The organism is Achromobacter ruhlandii (genome assembly GCF_902859695.1).
Classification (GTDB): domain Bacteria; phylum Pseudomonadota; class Gammaproteobacteria; order Burkholderiales; family Burkholderiaceae_B; genus Achromobacter; species Achromobacter ruhlandii.
On record NZ_CADIJL010000032.1, the window covers coordinates 16,915 to 32,623 of the forward strand.

A 15,709-nucleotide genomic window follows, 5' to 3' on the forward strand; every position below is an offset into this window, starting at 1 on the left:
TTTTGTCGCCAAAAAACGCGCAAAACGAACATCAAGACGAACAACTGACTTCGATGCCATTGGCCCAGTCCGGCGGCAGGCCGGCATACTTTTCGTAGCCGTCTCGCGCCGTGAAGGGATCGCGCAACAACATCATCAAGGTGTCGATTTCGCTGGCGTCGCCGGCCTTGGCGGCACGGATCGCCTCTTCGGCCAAGTGGTTGCGCAATACATATAGGGGGTTGACGCGGTTCATGGACGTGACCACCTCGGTCGCCGGGCGCCCGTCCTCGGCCTGGCGCGCCAGCAGACGGTCGAGCCAGTCCGAAGCGGCGCCGCGATCGATGAACAGGTCCTGGAACGGCGCGCGCCGGCCCAGCGCCGCGTCCGCCAGCCGCCGCCAGGTCAGGGTGAAATCCGCCTGATTGGCATCCATCAGCTTGAGCAGATCGTCCAGTAGCGGCTCGTCCGCCGGCCGCCATGCGGCCAGGCCCAGCTTGGCCCCCATGCGGTCATGGAAGGCGCGGGTGAAGACGCCTTCGAACTCATCGAGCACCGCGCGCAAGGCATCCACGTCCTGGACCAGGGTGTGCAGGCTGCCCCCCAGCCGGTACAGATTCCATAGCGCCACCGACGGCTGGCGATTCCAGGAATAGCGGCCTTCGGAATCCGAATGGTTGCAGACATGGCCGAGCCGGAAACCGTCCATGAAGCCATAGGGGCCGTAGTCCAGGGTCAGGCCGAGGATGGACATGTTGTCCGTGTTCATGACGCCGTGGCAGAAGCCCACCGCCTGCCAGTCCGCCATCAGCAAGGCGGTGCGCCGGGTGACCTCGCGCAGCAGGCGCACGTAGGGCGCGGTGTCGCTGTGCGCCTCGCCGGCGGGCGCGGCCCGGCATTCGGGGTAGTAGCGGTCGATGACGTAGTCGGCCAGCGTCTTGAGCAGGTCCGGCTGGCGTCGCGAGGACCAATGCTCGAACGACCCGAAGCGCACGAAACTGGGCGACATGCGGGTCACGATGGCGGCGGTTTCCACGGTTTCGCGCCACACCGGATCGTCCGACGCCACCAGCGCCAGGGCGCGCGTGGTGGGGATGCCCAGGCCGTGCATGGCCTCGCTGGCCAGGTATTCGCGCACTGACGAGCGCAGCACCGCGCGGCCATCGCCCATGCGCGAATACGGCGTCAGGCCGGAGCCCTTGAGCTGCAGCTCCCAGGCGCCGGACGGCCCCTCGACCTCGCCCAGCAGATGGGCACGGCCGTCACCCAACTGTCCTGCCCAGACTCCGAACTGGTGGCCGCTATACACGGCAGCCAGGCTATCGCCGCCCGGCAGCGGCTCCGCCCCGGAAAACACCCGCAGGAATTCCGGTGTCCGCAGCACGGCCGGATCCAACCCGATCAGCGCGGCCGCCTCGGCATTGGCATGCAGCAGCCGCGGGTTGTTCAGCGGTTGCGGCGCGAGCCGCGTATGGAACGCGGCCGGCAGCGCCGCGAACGAGTTGACGGCATGCAGTTCGGACAGGGAATGGGCGCTCATGCGCGTTGGCTCCTGGCGGCCCGCTTGGCCGGCCGCACGTAGAAAATGGCGCTGACGAAGAACAGCGTCGACAGCAGGATCTCGCCCCACGCCATCAGCACCGACAGCGGCGCCGGATCCGACATGGCCCGCACCACGCCCTCCATCAGGTAGAGCAGCGACAGCATCGATGCCCACTGATACGTATAGAGGTTGCCGCGCACAATGCCGCGCAGCGGCAGCACCAGCGGCAAGGCCTTGAGCAGCATCCAGGAACCGCCCGGACGCAGCGGCGCCACCACGGTTTCCCAGGTGACGCACAGCACGATCAGGGCGAACAGCGACACCGAGGCCGCCAGGCGCAAGCGGGGGTTGAGTTCAGGGTTCATGCTGCTATTATCGCCTGATGAACCGCCCCGCCGAGCCTGCCGCCGCCTCGCCGGCGGCCCCCGAGCCCCCGCCCCCGCGCGCATCGTGGGCGGCGCGGGTCGGGCGCGCCTTTGTCTTCACCGCGCAGCGCGCCGACGAGGAAAAGCTGCTGCAGGTCGCCTCCAGCCTCACCTTCACCACGGTGCTGGCGATCGTGCCGATGCTGGCCGTGGTGCTGTCGCTGTTCACGGCCTTTCCGGTGTTCCAGGAATTCCGGGTAGCGCTCGAGGACTTCCTCGCCAACAGCCTGATGCCGCCGTCCGTCTCGGACAACATCATGGAATACCTGAACCAGTTCGCCCGCCAGGCCTCGCGCCTGACCGCGATTGGCGGCGCGTTCCTGCTGGTGACCTCGCTGCTGCTGATCATGACGATCGACACGGCTTTCAACGACATCTGGCATGTCACCCGGCAGCGCCCGCTGCCGCAGCGGGCGCTGGTCTACTGGGCCGTCATCACCCTGGGCCCGGTGGTGGCCGGCGCCAGCCTCTGGGCCACCTCGTTCGTGGCGCGCGAATCGCTGGGACTGGTGCGCGACGTGCCGGAAATCGTCAGCATGGCCATCTCGTTCATTCCGCTGGTGCTGACCGCCCTGGGCTTCGCCGCCCTGTTCGTGGTGGTGCCGAACCGCCAGGTGCTGTGGCGCGATGCCCTCATTGGCGGTTGCGTCACGGCGATCGCGCTGGAAGTCATGAAGTCGGCCTTCGCCTATTACCTGACGCGGTTCCCCACCTATACGGTCATCTACGGCGCGTTCGCCACACTGCCGATCTTCCTCTTGTGGATCTACCTGTCCTGGCTGGCGGTCCTGCTGGGCGCCACCCTGGCCGCCAGCGCCCCGCTGATCCGCCTGGGACGCTGGGAGTTCAATCGCTACGCCGGCGCCCCCTTCGTCGACGCGCTGGACGTGCTGCGCGCGCTGCGGCGGGCTCAGTCCCGCATGCCGCCGGGCCTGCCGGCCAATCGGCTCGCCTCGAAGCTGAAATTGCACCAGGATGAACTGAACGATGTCCTGGAAACCCTCTGCGACATGAATCTGGTGACCCGTACGCCCGACGACTTGTGGGTCCTGACCTGCGATGCCCGCGAAACCTCGTTGGCGCCCCTGGTGGACCGCTTCCTGCTGGACCGTACCCAACCGCGGGTACGCAAAGACAGCGAAATCCTGCGGGTTGCCGGAGCCGTGATTTCCCAGGAAAACGCGCCGGTGCTGGAAGAACTCTGCGGAGAAGCGCAAAATACCGGAAATGGCGTCGCCCCGGTCCTGCAACTGGAAGCGAGCAAGAAATAGCAATCAGGGCGCCACCGCCCAGGAGAAACCGATGTTGAAGGTCAGCGAGATTCTGCGCGTCAAGGGAGACACGCTTTACACGGCATCGCCGGACATGCCCGTGTCCCAGGCCGTGCAAACCATGAGCGAGCAGGATATCGGCTCGCTCGTCATCATGGAATTCGGCACGCTGGTCGGCATGCTGACGTTCCGCGAGATCATCCGCCACATGCACGCGCATGGCGGCGCGGGCGAAACCACCATCCGTTCCATCATGGACGACGCGCCGGTCAGCGTATCGCCCAACACCAGCGCCGACGAAGTGCAGCGCCTGATGCTCGAAAAGCACGCGCGCTACATTCCCGTCATGGACGGCCCCACGCTGATGGGCGTGATTTCGTTCTACGACATGGCCCAGGCCATCGTGGCGGCCCAGCAATTCGAAAACAACATGCTCAAGGCCTACATCCGCGACTGGCCCGCGGAAAGCGCGGAGTCGCCCCAGTCCTGAGCCTTGGGCGATTGCTCGGCGGCGGCGCGGTCCGCCGGCCGGCAACCGTCATGCATCGAAAACGCCCGGGTGGCCTTGCGGCCACCCGGGCGTTGTTGCATTCAGGCGTTGCCGTTGCGCCTGGATTCAGGCGCTCGCCGGCGTGGCCGTCAACGCGGCATCGCGTTCCGGCGGCGCATGGCGCTGGCTGCGCCAGGCATCGTAGATCAGGGCGGGATCGTTCGCGGCCAGCAGCGCCGGATCCGACAACATGCGGCGCCAGCGCCGCGCGCCCGACTGGCCGTTCACCAGGCCCAGCATCGGCCGCGTCATCACTCGTAGCGGCACGCCCTGCGCCACCTGGCGCGTGGCGTATTCCATCATCGCGTCGACCACCTGGGCATCGCTGGGCAAGCGCACCGAAGGCCACAATTGCAGTGACACCTCCGACAGCACTCGCGGCGTGTGCCAGGCCGCGCGGCCCAGCATGACGCCGTCGAAGTCGGCAGCCGCGCGCACCGACTGCGCCGCATCGGCCAGCCCCCCGTTCAGCACGAACACGCAGTCGGGGAAATCCCGCTTGAGCTGGCTCACCACGTCGTAGCGCAGCGGCGGAATCTCGCGATTGTCCTTGGGCGACAGGCCCTTGAGCACCGCGTTGCGCGCATGGGCGATGAACACCCGGCAGCCGGTGTCGTGGATCTTGCCGACGAAATCGCGCACGAAGGCGTAGGACTCGTCATAGTCCAGCCCCAGGCGATGCTTGACCGTCACGGGGATATCGACCGCGTCCTGCATCGCCTTGATGCAATCGGCAACCAGGTCGGGCTCGGCCATCAGGCAGGCGCCGAACGCGCCCTTCTGCACCCGTTCCGACGGGCAACCGCAATTCAGGTTGATTTCGTCATAGCCCCACTGCCGCCCCAGCCTGGCCGACTGCGCCAGCGCGTCCGGCTCGCTGCCGCCCAGTTGCAGCGCAACCGGATGCTCGGCTTCGTCGAAGTCGAGATGGCGCGCCACGTTGCCATACAGCAGCGCGCCGGTGGTGATCATTTCGGTGTAAAGACGCGCGCGCGGCGCCAGCAGCCGGTGGAAATAGCGGCAATGCCGGTCGGTCACGTCGATCATCGGGGCGACACACAGCCGCCAGTCGGGGGAGTCCAAGAATCACTCAGCAAAACAAGGGGATGCGGTATTTTACGGTGCTTGGCGGGATTCTGCCCGGCGGGTCCGGCTGGTAATCGTCCTGACCCTGCCGGCCATGTGGTCTAAAATTGCGCCGCCGCCGCGCGCACGCCTATCCAGGCGTGCCTCACCCCGCGTCCGTTAACCCCTATTTCCCTGACATCAATGGCCGTTTTCACCCCCGTATCCGACGACGACGCGCGCGCCCTGCTGGCGCATTTCGACCTGGGCGAGTTCGTCTCGCTGCGGGGGATCACGGCGGGCATCGAAAACACCAACTATTTCCTCTACACCAGCCGCGGCGAGTACGTGCTGACGCTGTTCGAGGTGCTCACGCATGCCCAGCTGCCGTTCTACATCGAGCTGATGTACCACCTGGCCAGCCGCGGCATCCCCGTGCCGCAACCGCAGACGCTGCGCGACGGCACCCGCCTGACCACCCTGCACGGCAAGCCTTGCGCCATCGTCTCGCGCCTGCCCGGCGGCTACGAACCGGCACCGGGAGCCGCCCATTGCGCCCTGGCCGGCGCCACGCTGGCCCGCGCCCACATGGCGGCGCGGGACTTTCCGATCCAGCAGCCCAACCTGCGCGGCCTGTCCTGGTGGGTCGAAACCGCGCCCAAGGTCCTGCCCTTCCTGGAACCGGGCCAGGCGCAGTTGCTGCAATCGGAGCTGGCCGCCCAGCAGGCAGCGGCCGCCAGCCCGGCCTGGCAGGCGCTGCCCGCTGGCCCGGCCCATTGCGACCTGTTCCGCGACAACGTGCTGTTTGCCGGCACCTTCGAGGATCCGCTCATGGGCGGCATCATCGACTTCTATTTCGCCGGCTGCGATACCTGGCTGTTCGACGTGGCCGTCAGCGTCAATGACTGGTGCATCGAGCGCGATACCGGCGAATTCATCCCCGAACTGGTCGAGTCCTGGCTGGCTGCTTACGCCCAGGTGCGTCCATTCACCGACGCTGAACGCCAGGCCTGGCCGTTGATGCTGCGCGCCGCCGCCCTGCGCTTCTGGCTGTCGCGCCTGTACGACTTTTTCCTGCCGCGTCCGGCCCAGACGCTCAAGCCGCACGATCCCCGACATTTCGAGAGAGTGTTGCAGGCACGCCACCGCCCGGGCCTGCCGGTATTGCCGTAATCGTTACGCCCCCCATAATTGGGGGTAGCACGTCCCTTTTTGAGAGATCACCCCCAAGAGAGCCATGCAAGCAGCATTCCTCCCCGCGTCTTCCGGCTGGCAATGGGTCCGAGACGGCTTCCGTCTGTTCCGCAAGCAACCCCTGGCCATGTACACCTGGGCGCTGATCAACAGCCTTCTGGTCATTTTCGCCTTCGCCGCGCAGATCGTGGGTCCGATCCTGTTCATCGCGCTGATGCCGTCGGTCACCTTGATGAGCCTGGCCGCCTGCAAACACGTCGAAGCGGATCGCGTGATGCTGCCCTCGATGTGGGCCAAGCCCCTGAAGCAGCCCGGCGTATTCCGCAAGCTGTTCCTGATGGGCCTGCTGTACGCGGCGGTCAGCCTGGCGGCCGGCCTCGCAACGTTCCTGCCCTTCTCGGCCGCGTTCTCCGAAGGCATGCGCATCGCATCCATCGAGAACAGCATGGAGCCCATCCTGATGGCGCTACGCGCGCCGCTCATCATCTTCACGATCATCTACATCGTGATCGCAGCCCTGTTCTGGTATGCGCCGGTGCTGGTGGCATGGCATGGACTGCGCCTGACCCAGGCCCTGTTCTTCTCTGGCATCGCCTGCTGGCGCAACAAGTGGGCCTTCCTGGTGTACGCCGCCACCTGGGTCCTGATCGCGCTGTTCCTGGACCTGTGCTCGGGGTTGCTGGTCGCGCTGGGGCTGTCGCCGCAATTGGCCAGCACGTTGCAGATCCCGTTCACGATCGCGGCGGCGGGCGTGTTCTATTGCAGCTTCTATCCGTCGTACACCTCCGTGTTCGGCATCAACAGCGCCAGCCCGAACTTCGACAACGGCCACAGCGCCGAGGCATGACGCGATCCGGCGGGGCGGCAACGCCCTGCACACCTTCAGCACGCAGCCATCTCGCGACACGAACGCCACGTCGATGGCGTATCGCATGCCGAAGGTATGCACCGCCCGGCATGGCGCCAGCAAGATCCCCGATCGTGGCCCTGGCGGCGGCCGGCCCAGCAACCCCCGCAGCCGCCCCATCCAGCCCTTGACCCACAACAGCCTGAGCCGCCCGCGCGGCAGGGCCGGGCGGGCGCTCACGCTCCCCCCCGCAGCAGCTGGACGGCGATGGGGAACGCCAGCACGATGAACGTGCAGGGAAAGATGCAGCCGACCAGGGGCAGCAGCATCCTGACCGGCGCCTGCAGCGCCAATTGCTCGGCCCGCTGCTGGCGGGCATGACGACACTGGGCGACCTGCGCCCGCAACACGGGCGACAGGCCGATGCCCAGGGCGTCCGCCTGGACCAGGGCGGCAATCCAATCGTGCACCAGCGGACTGCCGCAATGATCCGCCATCGCGCGCAATGCCGTGGACCGGGTCACGCCCGCCCGCATCTGCGCCAGCGCGCCCGCGACGCCCTCTCGCAGCGGCCCGCCCGGCCCGCTCGACGTCGCCTGCTGCAACGCCGCCTGCACGCTCAGGCCGGCCTCGACGCACAGGATCATCATGTCGAGCACGAACGGCAGTTCCCGCTCGATACGCCGGCGCCGTTCGACCACCCGCGCCCGCAGCCACAACGCCGGCAACGGACCGGCCAAGCCGGCACCGGCCAGCGACCACGACAGCGCGTCCGACCAGTCACTTGTGCGCGCCAGGCCAGCAAGGGCTCCGTTCGGGCCGACACCTGGTACTACCCACAGCCCCGCGCCCGCCACCGCCGCGCCGCCAATCGCCGCCAGCAGGCTCGCGGCCACGAGGTGCTCGGCGCGAACCGCCGCGGGCAAGCCTGCGCGCGCGGCCATCCCACACAGCCATGCATATCCGTGACGAGGGCAAAGCGGCACCAGGCGCGGTGCGATCCGCTCCGCCCACGGCGCCCCCACGCGCCACCACCACGGCAGGACATCCATGCCCGGGGCCTCCCGCGATGCGTGCCGCAACAGCCGCCACGCCAGCCATCCCACCCCCGACCCCGCGCCCGCCATCGCCAGCACAAGCCACATGCCGACCTCCTGCTCAGGCGTCGATCCGGACGATGCGCCGGATCAACAGGATGCCCAGGGTTTCCAGCGTCGCCACCAACGCCAGCACCAGCCACCCCCGTGGCGTATGCCAGAGCGGCGCCATGCTGTCGGGCTCGAGCCAGTCCAGCACGACCAGCAACAGCAATGGCAACGCCCCCACGATCCAGGCCTGCAAGCGTCCCTGTGCCGTCAATGCCCGGACCCGGTCCTGCAGCTGCAGCCTCGCGCGCAGGGTCTGCGCAATGCTGTCGAGCGCCTCGGCCAGATTACCCCCCGTCCGCGCCGATATCCGCATTGCCACCACCATCAGGGTCGTCGACTCTCCCGCCATCCGGACATTCAGGCGCTCCAGCGCCTCGTCCCAGGGCACGCCCAGACGTTGCTCGCGCAGCATCAGGCCGAATTCCTGGGCCACGGGCCCGCCGCCCAGGGCCGCGACCTGGCGCAAGGCGGGCATCAGGGAAACCCCCGCGCGCAGCGCCGACGCCAGCATCAGCAAAGCCAACGGCAACTGTTGCTCGAAGCGCCGCACGCGTCGGCGATGCATGGCGTGGACCAGGAATCGCGGCAGGCGCCACGCCGCCGCGCTGGCCAACGCGGCGCCAATGCCGCTGGCAGTCGCCGCGAAAACCAGCGCCGCCGCCAATCCCGCCAGCGCCACGGTGCCCACCCACAGCCGGGCTGGCTCGATGAACACGAACAACGCGTCGAGCCGGCTGCCTGCCTCCCGCGTATAGCGTTCGCGATGACGCCGCAACATCGGCGCCAGCCAGCGCTGCACCTGCCAAGCCAGGAGCGTGGCGCAGGCCAGCGCCGCCAGCATGGCCAGCCAGGTCATGGCAGCGTCGCCTCGCCACCGGCCCCGGCAGTCGCCCCATCGATGCCAAACCACGCCATGTCCAGGTCCGCTCCAGCCTCCAGCCATTCCTGCGCGAAACCAGGCACGATGCCGCAGCCGACGAAACCTCCCGAGCGCTCATGCCGGAACAACTCCTGCAACTGGATCCGACCGCTTTCCATGCCGGTGACTTCCACGATGGACACGACAACGCGCCGCCCGTCGGACAGCCGGGCTTGCTGCACGATGATGTCGACGCTGGCCGCGATCTGCTCGCGGATCGCGGCCAGTGGCAAGTCCAGCCCCGCCATCAGCACCATCGACTCCAACCGCGACAGGGCATCCCGCGCGGAATTGGCGTGCAGCGTGGTAAGGGAACCCTCGTGCCCGGTATTCATCGCGGTCAGCATGTCGAAGGCCTCCGCCCCGCGGCACTCGCCCACCACGATCCGATCCGGTCGCATGCGCAGCGCATTGCGCACCAATTCGCGAATGTCGATGCGTCCGCGTCCTTCCTGGTTGGCCGGCCGCGCTTCCAGCGCCACCAAGTGCGCATGGTTGAGTCGCAATTCCGCCGCATCCTCGACCGTGACGACGCGTTCCCCCTCCGGGATTTCATTGGAGAGGACATTCAGCAACGTGGTCTTGCCCGCTCCGGTCCCTCCCGAAACCACCAGGTTCTTGCGCAGCCGCACGCAATGGGCAAGGAATTGCGCCATGGCGGCGCTGAGCGAACCCGCCGCCAGCAGGTCGGACATGTCCGGCCGATGCGCGGGAAACTTGCGGATCGTCAGGCTGGCCCCCTTGAGCGCGACCGGCGGGATGACGGCGTGTACCCGCGAGCCATCCGGCAACCGCGCGTCGACCATTGGCGAACTTTCGTCGATGCGGCGTCCCAACGGCATCACGATGCGCTCGATGACCCGGCGCACGGACTGCTCGCCGGTGAACGCGGCGGCGTGGCGCCAGAGCCGGCCATCGCGCTCGACATAGATCTCATCGTGCCGGTTGACCATGATCTCGGTGATATCGGGCGCCGCCAGCAGCGGTTCCAGCGGTCCCAGCCCCACCGCCTCATCCAGCACCTCGCGACACAGCGACGCCCGATCCGCCCCTGACGGCAGCGCCTCGTCGTCGGCCAGGATGCGTGTCAGCAACCGGGCCGCCTCGGCGCGCAGCACGGCATCACTCATGCCGGCCACATCGCGTCGGCGCAGGTCCAGCGCGGCCAACAGCGCGGTGTGCAGGCGGCGGCGCAGGTCCAGGTTGGCCAACGACGACACCGGTGCGTCCGCCGCGGAATCCGTGCGCTGGTCGGCGGACGCGGGCATCGACAGCCGAGCCACTATGCCGATGTGCCCCTCCGGACGCGCCGGCGCCACCCGCAGGCGGCAAGGTCCGATGAGAATCTCGTCATCGGGCCGCACGGGCGCATGACGTGTGACGCGCAAGCCATTGACGAACGTCCCGCCCAAGGCGCCAAGATCCTCGAGCACGATTCCCGAGGCCTCGCGCCGCAGCCGCGCATGCTGGCGCCCCACCCGCCAATTGGCGATGCGCAGGTCGCAATGGACACCCCGACCGATCAGCGTCGGCGCGGTTGCCCTGATCCTGCGTGTGACGGCATCTTCAAAAGTCATCTCGATATCAAGCATGGCACTACTCCTTGTCAGCAGAAATGGGGGCCCCGGTATCGCGGAGCCATTGCGATCCCGCTCCCGCGTAGACGCTCCAACCCGACGCAGGCACGGCCCCGCCCAACCGCGGCGCCTGCGGAAAAGCCGCATCGACCAGCTCACGCCCGCGCCGCAGCTGGTCGGCCATGGCCGGCTCATTGCGCGACACGATCCTTGGCGTCACGAAGATCGCCAATTCGGTCTCGCGCAACTGGTAGCGGTGTGACGAAAACAGCGCGCCGAGGATCGGGATGTCCTTCAGCCCGGGCAGGCCGGTGACCTCGTCGGAACGCTCTCGCGACAGGAAGCCGCCGATGACCAGCGTGTCACCGGACCGCACGTTGAATTCCGTCGACGCCCGACGGGTACGCAGCGCCGGCCCGCCGGCCGCGGTCAAGGCCATGTCGACGGAGCTGGCCTCGACCTCGATCTGCGAACGGATGACGCCGTTGCGATCGATACGCGGCGTGATCCGCAACGACACCCCATAGGGCTTGAACAACGTCGTGGGATTGCCACGCGAATCGGTCGAGACGTAAGGCACTTCGCCCCCCGCAAGAAAGGTCGCGCTGGCGCCGCTGCGCGCCAGCAATTGCGGCTGGGCCAGCATCACGGCTTCGCCACGCTGGGCCAGCGCCGCGATGCGGGCCGACAGCAGCGCGTTGACGCCGAAATAGCCTGCCGCGGACGAGACCGGCAAGGGGGTGTCTACTGGTTGCTCGCCGGGCCGGCTCATCCTGCCCCGCGAGCCGGCGTCCCAGGCCAGCGCCGCGTTCAGCCCCCCTTGCGTCACGCCATCCCAACGAACGCCGAACTCGCGCAATCGCGAACTGGGGATTTCAACCACCTGCACGTCCAGCAACACCATGCTGTCCCAGCCCACCTGTCCGGTGAAGTCCACGACCTCGGGATACCGCTGTGCCAGCGCCGCCACCCGGGCGCGGTCATCGTCGGACAGACCCTCCCCCTCTATGACGACCTGACCGCCCACCAGGGTGCTGCGCGTGCCGGGAATACGCGCCAACAGGGAGTCGACTTCGGCCAGCAGACGCGGCGTGCCGGCCGCCACCACGCGCACGTCATAGCTCGCAAGGCCCGCCTCCGCCCACACATGCATCGAGGACACGCCTTCGGCGCGCGCCGACACCACGACCTCGCGATCGTCGGTTGCCACCGCGCTCAGCACCTGGCTGTTGCCGATGGCCACGCGTGTGACGCCAGGCTGCGCCAGTACGCGGCTCTCGCCGACCTGCATCTCGAGCGTCTCGACCGCTGACCACGCCGGCGGGCAGGCCAGTGCCAGGCACAGCGCGGCCAGGACCTCGATAGACTCAATCCGTCCGATCCTCATGGGTGCTCCGATTCGAAATCCGCCAGCGCCGAGGTCGGCGCAAGGGTTTGGGCGCGTTCGTCCGGCCGGTCGCCGTACAGGATGACCACCCCCGAAGAGCGCTGCGGTGTCGGCGCCGGGCCAACCGGAGGCAGCGGATCGTGCGCGGGGCCGGCGTCGATGTCCCCCGGGTCGTTCCGGTTGCGCAGCACCGCGGTCAGCGTTCCCGACTGTCTGGCCGAGAGGTACCGCACGGCCTCGTCGGGACGAGCCGCCAGCGTGATCTGGCCGTGGCCACCGCCGTCGCCGGTATCGGTAGCGGTCAGTACCCGCATGCCTTGCAACACCGGCACGGTCGCCTCTCGTCCCCGGATTGTCCGGGAGACGTAGATATCAATGGCATCGCCCGCCTTCAACATGCCCGCCAGGCCCCCCAGATCGGCAGCCGCCACCACGAACGCACGCTGTCCTGGCGCGATCCGCGCGGCCAGCGAACGTGATGACGTGGGATCGGCCGCACCCAGGCACGCACTGAGCAACAGTTCGCCGCCCGCCAGGTCGGCCGCCAGTCGAGTGCCCAGTACCCCGTCAACCGCCTGCGGATCGATGCTGGCCGCGGGTGCCCATATCGCCGGAACTTCGCGTACCGCCAACTGCGACGCCTCCAGCACGGTGCCCGCCGGTAAGTCACGCGCCGCCACCAGGCGGCTGACCAGCGGCGTGCTGGCCGCGGCCTCCAGGCGCGCTATCCGCTGCCGCACGTGCTCTCGGACGGCCCAGGCCGACACCAGCCCGGCTGCCAGCGCCAACAATGGGACCGCCAACTTGCGCAGGCCCGGGAAAACGACGCGCGTCATGGGACCCTCCGCCGGATCCACAAACCGCTGCCAGCATCCACCGGCAACAGCAGCCAGTCCAACCGCTCACCGCGGCGGCGCCACGACTGCCAGTCGCCGGCATCGGCACGCTTGCCATCGTCCTCCCAACCGTGGCGCCGCAATCCCTGGCGTATGACCGACGCCAGGCGCGCCGGGGGGAGTGGATGTTGCCAGATGCGCTCAGACATGCGCACCCCGCCGTCTGCCACGACGACATCAAGCTCCAAGCGCGCCGCGGGTGGCAACCAGGCCGGCAGTGGCGCATCCTGACGCGTCGTCGACACCAGCAACGATGACACGCTGCCCACGCTGCGCCCCGCCACGGGACTTGCCAACACGGCCATCCAGAGGGCATCGCCCAGGCGCCCGGACAGGATCGCCACGCCGGGCAGCACCATGAGATCGCGCAATGCGGGTTGCTGGCGCGACAGGGTGCGGATCAATTCCGGGACGTCGACGGGCGCATCGAACACCACCGCCTGCAGCGGCAAGCCATACAGCCACAATCGATCCGCCAAGGGCTCAACCCGCGACCCAGCCGGGAAACGCATTGCCGCCGGCGTCATCGCCGTCGGCTGGGAAGTGGCTGGCGTGGTCGCGCTCGCCGGATCCGGCCACACGACGGCTGTCATCGCCAATCCGCAAACGGCCAGCCTCCCAGCCAGGGCACGGCCCCAGCCATACCTGGCACGATGATGACGGCGCCCTCTCATCGCCGACCGCGCGTTCATGGATGTCCCCGCTTGTCGTCGTTCATGCGCTTGTCGGCAGGCACCACGTCCGCCCAGGACGACAGCCAATCGAGGGACAACGAAGACCGGTGCCATGGTGCGTCCACCGCTTCGATCACCGGCGCGACAACACGCGCCAGGGATACCGAGTTCGCGGCTGCCCGATTCCGCATCGTCATGGCGGCGCCTATACGCCGCTGTACCTCGTCGTCGTCCCGCGCATTGCCCGCCCCCGCCGCGACCGCGATGCGACGCACTAGGCGCACATCGCCCCAGCCCGCCCCGCCGGATACGTCCGCGGAGGACATGGCCGACACCCGGCGCGCATCCGCGGCCGACCATTCGCCTTGCCCTTCGTCATCGCCGGCACCGGCCACGAGCTGGAGACGCACCCCGCGCGGGACGTCATGCGCTTCCGCGCCCGCGCCCATGGCGATCAACATCGCAGCTGCGCGGCTGTCTTGGAGCAGTGTCAGCGCGGTGTACTGCGTCTTGCCCACCCAGGCGATCGCCAGGAGCAGCAGGATCAGGATCGGCAGCAGGAGCAGCGCCTCGACCATGGCCTGCCCATGCTGTCCAAGGATGCGACGCCTCATGGTGCTTCCCCACCCGACGGCGCGGATGCCTGCGTCCGCGCCGACAACCGTGCCTGCCAGTAAGGACGAAACAGCGTGGCCAATTCGTCTTGGCCATCGGGCCGCGGCAACGGTCTTGCGAAATAGGTCTCGGCGGCACTGGTGACGGTGATCGCCGTGCCCCCGGCGGCGCTGGCGCCAGGCGCCATCCCTACATTGCGGGGTCGTGCAAGCGGCGCCGCGCGCGATTGCAGGCTCACGGCCAGCGTAAAGCGCAGCGGCACGGCACCGTTCGTCACCTCGTAATCGTCCGGCACTCCCCTTCCGGGCCAACGCCGTACGTGTGCCAGGGCGTAGGAATTGGCTAGTGGCGTCTGTATGCCGGTACCCAGGTCCCACGTGGTCGACTCCTTCACCCAGCGCCAGAAATCCAGCGCGGTGAAATCGACAGGCGGACCCACTGCATATTCCACCTCGGCCGGTGGCTTGCCATCGGGTCCGAGCACGGCGCCCCAGCCCATGCTGTATTCGCGGTAGTAGCAACCCGCCCAGCGATTCCAGCGCGAGGAATGGAACGACTGCGTGTCCAGCGCCCCCCAACGTCCGTCCGCGCCCAGCCAGGTCGAGCCCCGGCGCCGCAAGACATGCGGCGATTTCGGGCACCGCGCGTTGGCCGGCAGCGCATTGCGCCGCGTCCCGTCGCGCCGGCCGAGAAAGCCGTAGCGGTCCACCGCCTGTTCGACCGCAGACCAAAGGCCGATGCCGGGTGTCGCGGCGCGCCGCCGCACGTAGCCCGGCCACGCGTCGCGCAGTACCCGCGGCACCGGTTGCGCGGCCGACGTGCCATCCCCATAGTTGTCTTGCAGCACCGCCCGCATCAGCCGCTCACGCGCGGCCGGCAGCCCGGCAACGGCGGCGGCAGACGCCGCCGCGAGCACTTCGTGCACCACCCGGTCGTGTTCGGCATACGCCTGTGCCAGGCCAACTTGCGTCTGGGGATCGGCACGCGCCGCGCGATAGGCCTGCCCCACGTCGCGGCCAAACAGGGTGGCGAGCAGGTTCCCAGGAGGATTGTTGCGCCGCCGCTGGCCGGCGAGCGTGTCCGTGAAGGCCATCGACGCGCCCAGCGTCACCATGTGTGCCATCGCGATCTGGTGGGCGACCTGCGCGCGATTGGCATAGGCCAGGAAATTGAGCCGGCGCGCCTGTTCCAGCGCGCCGCTGTAGGCCGCCGCATCCGCCGCGTGGGTCAGTCGCGCCCGCGCCTCGACCATCCGCCCCAGGCCATGCAGCATGGCCAGCACGGCCGCAAGCACGCCCAGCAACAGCAGGCCCGGCGCCAACACCTGCCCGCGCTGTCCGGCTTGCCACGTGAGACCGGGGACGTGCCGCGTCATGGCTCGACCACCGCGTTGCCAGTGAAGGACTTGAGCGAACGCGCGCCCGTCTGTCCCGCGGCCTTGCGCACCGCCGCTTGGGCGGCACGCGATTGCGCGCTGCCGTCTTCGCCCGCCAATTCCCGAGCCATGGCGGCGGTCTGCGAACGCACGACCTGGCCAAGGTATTGGTAAACGGCGATCGCCGCCACCGCCACCAGGGCTACGATCACAACATATTCCGTCAGACTACATCGAACCGGAG

General features: G+C 68.3%; 16 protein-coding genes and 1 pseudogene. 4 read left to right on the top strand and 13 right to left on the bottom strand.

Annotation, left to right across the window (positions count from 1 at the left end):
- Positions 1-31: 31 nt before the first annotated feature.
- Entirely contained in the window at positions 32-1,519 is a 1,488-nt protein-coding gene (locus tag HV742_RS26140; protein WP_175146738.1) for a protein adenylyltransferase SelO, read from the bottom strand.
- Positions 1,516-1,887: a DUF2069 domain-containing protein gene (locus HV742_RS26145; protein ID WP_049075127.1), complete on the bottom strand. Its 372-nt coding sequence runs from the start codon at positions 1,885-1,887 to the stop codon at positions 1,516-1,518. The genes HV742_RS26140 and HV742_RS26145 overlap by 4 nt, the downstream gene beginning before the upstream one ends.
- A gap of 17 nt (positions 1,888-1,904) precedes the next feature.
- Here HV742_RS26145 and HV742_RS26150 point away from each other — a divergent pair, with 17 nt between their 5' ends.
- Both HV742_RS26150 and HV742_RS26155 read left to right on the top strand, forming a co-directional pair.
- A complete protein-coding gene (locus HV742_RS26150) occupies positions 1,905-3,218 on the top strand; it encodes a YihY family inner membrane protein (RefSeq protein WP_049075132.1) in 1,314 nt (437 codons plus the stop codon).
- Between the two features lie 31 nt (positions 3,219-3,249).
- The gene (locus HV742_RS26155; RefSeq protein WP_049075134.1) at positions 3,250-3,708 is read left to right on the top strand and encodes a CBS domain-containing protein; all 459 of its coding nucleotides are present in this window, start codon (positions 3,250-3,252) and stop codon (positions 3,706-3,708) included.
- 126 nt (positions 3,709-3,834) lie between these two features.
- On the opposite strand, the gene dusA is transcribed toward HV742_RS26155, so the two are convergent.
- Positions 3,835-4,851 (bottom strand): tRNA dihydrouridine(20/20a) synthase DusA, encoded by a 1,017-nt coding sequence (gene dusA, locus HV742_RS26160; protein WP_081330275.1) that lies wholly within the window; start codon positions 4,849-4,851, stop codon positions 3,835-3,837.
- A 186-nt stretch (positions 4,852-5,037) separates the two neighbouring features.
- Here dusA and HV742_RS26165 point away from each other — a divergent pair, with 186 nt between their 5' ends.
- A complete protein-coding gene (locus HV742_RS26165; RefSeq protein WP_054417777.1) occupies positions 5,038-6,006 on the top strand; it encodes a homoserine kinase in 969 nt (322 codons plus the stop codon).
- Between the two features lie 64 nt (positions 6,007-6,070).
- Positions 6,071-6,874 (top strand): BPSS1780 family membrane protein, encoded by an 804-nt coding sequence (locus tag HV742_RS32380; RefSeq protein ID WP_049075141.1) that lies wholly within the window; start codon positions 6,071-6,073, stop codon positions 6,872-6,874.
- Positions 6,875-6,880: 6 nt separating this feature from the next.
- On the opposite strand, the pseudogene HV742_RS32385 reads toward HV742_RS32380, so the two are convergent.
- The 10 genes and pseudogenes from HV742_RS32385 to HV742_RS26215 form a co-directional block, all read right to left on the bottom strand.
- Positions 6,881-7,054 (bottom strand): annotated as a pseudogene (locus HV742_RS32385) (DUF192 domain-containing protein); the annotation flags it as partial.
- Positions 7,055-7,110: 56 nt separating this feature from the next.
- Positions 7,111-7,770, bottom strand: a complete 660-nt coding sequence (locus HV742_RS26175; protein WP_254601257.1) for a type II secretion system F family protein — start codon at positions 7,768-7,770, stop codon at positions 7,111-7,113.
- Positions 7,771-8,032: 262 nt separating this feature from the next.
- Positions 8,033-8,878, bottom strand: a complete 846-nt coding sequence (locus HV742_RS26180) for a type II secretion system F family protein (RefSeq protein WP_175146740.1) — start codon at positions 8,876-8,878, stop codon at positions 8,033-8,035.
- On the bottom strand, positions 8,875-10,533 hold the full coding sequence (locus HV742_RS26185) for a TadA family conjugal transfer-associated ATPase (RefSeq protein ID WP_175146741.1): 1,659 nt from the start codon (positions 10,531-10,533) through the stop codon (positions 8,875-8,877). Before HV742_RS26185 ends, HV742_RS26180 begins: the two co-directional genes overlap by 4 nt.
- Positions 10,534-10,537: 4 nt before the next feature.
- Positions 10,538-11,905 carry a type II and III secretion system protein family protein gene (locus tag HV742_RS26190; RefSeq protein WP_175146742.1) on the bottom strand — a complete coding sequence of 456 codons (1,368 nt, stop codon included), beginning with the start codon at positions 11,903-11,905 and terminating at the stop codon, positions 10,538-10,540.
- Entirely contained in the window at positions 11,902-12,741 is an 840-nt protein-coding gene (gene cpaB, locus HV742_RS26195) for a Flp pilus assembly protein CpaB (RefSeq protein ID WP_175146743.1), read from the bottom strand. The genes HV742_RS26190 and cpaB overlap by 4 nt, the downstream gene beginning before the upstream one ends.
- Entirely contained in the window at positions 12,738-13,394 is a 657-nt protein-coding gene (locus tag HV742_RS26200) for a hypothetical protein (protein ID WP_254601258.1), read from the bottom strand. The genes cpaB and HV742_RS26200 overlap by 4 nt, the downstream gene beginning before the upstream one ends.
- A 95-nt stretch (positions 13,395-13,489) precedes the next feature.
- On the bottom strand, positions 13,490-14,089 hold the full coding sequence (locus HV742_RS26205; protein ID WP_175146744.1) for a TadE/TadG family type IV pilus assembly protein: 600 nt from the start codon (positions 14,087-14,089) through the stop codon (positions 13,490-13,492).
- Positions 14,086-15,465 (bottom strand): pilus assembly protein TadG-related protein, encoded by a 1,380-nt coding sequence (locus HV742_RS26210; protein ID WP_175146745.1) that lies wholly within the window; start codon positions 15,463-15,465, stop codon positions 14,086-14,088. Before HV742_RS26210 ends, HV742_RS26205 begins: the two co-directional genes overlap by 4 nt.
- Positions 15,462-15,692, bottom strand: coding sequence for a hypothetical protein (locus HV742_RS26215; protein ID WP_080977462.1), 231 nt, complete (start codon positions 15,690-15,692; stop codon positions 15,462-15,464). Before HV742_RS26215 ends, HV742_RS26210 begins: the two co-directional genes overlap by 4 nt.
- Positions 15,693-15,709: the final 17 nt, after the last annotated feature.